We start from the raw sequence: 272 nt of genomic DNA, 5'->3' as shown, positions 1-272 counted from the left end.
TTCCGATCGTGACGCCCCAAGAATCGTGACAGCTCGCTGTTTTCGCGCGCTGCTTCCTCGATCTTCTGGATTGTCTCTTCGAGGATCGAATCGTACACAGCCTGTTGGTTTGGCGTCAGGCGACAGCCGCCGATCCACTCGCGCTTGGTCGGAAGAAACGCGGCCCACTCCTTTCGCATGGCACCAGCCACCACGATCCGCGATTTGATCTTTCGCATGATCTGCTCTTGTGCCCCGGGCTTCCAGATTTTGACGCGGCCACCGGAAACCTG

Annotated in this window: 1 protein-coding gene; it reads right to left on the bottom strand. The window is 58.5% G+C overall.

Features of this window, described 5'->3' with window-relative positions; translation table 11 throughout:
- The coding region (locus AC1RPR_RS08815) for a hypothetical protein (protein ID WP_481763573.1) at positions 1-272 on the bottom strand (272 nt) is incomplete at both ends.

This window comes from Dellaglioa sp. CoH-57-MRSF-22, from assembly GCF_056781895.1.
The sequence above is the reverse complement of the archived record's forward strand: the minus strand, read 5'-3'. Positions and strand labels throughout refer to the sequence as shown.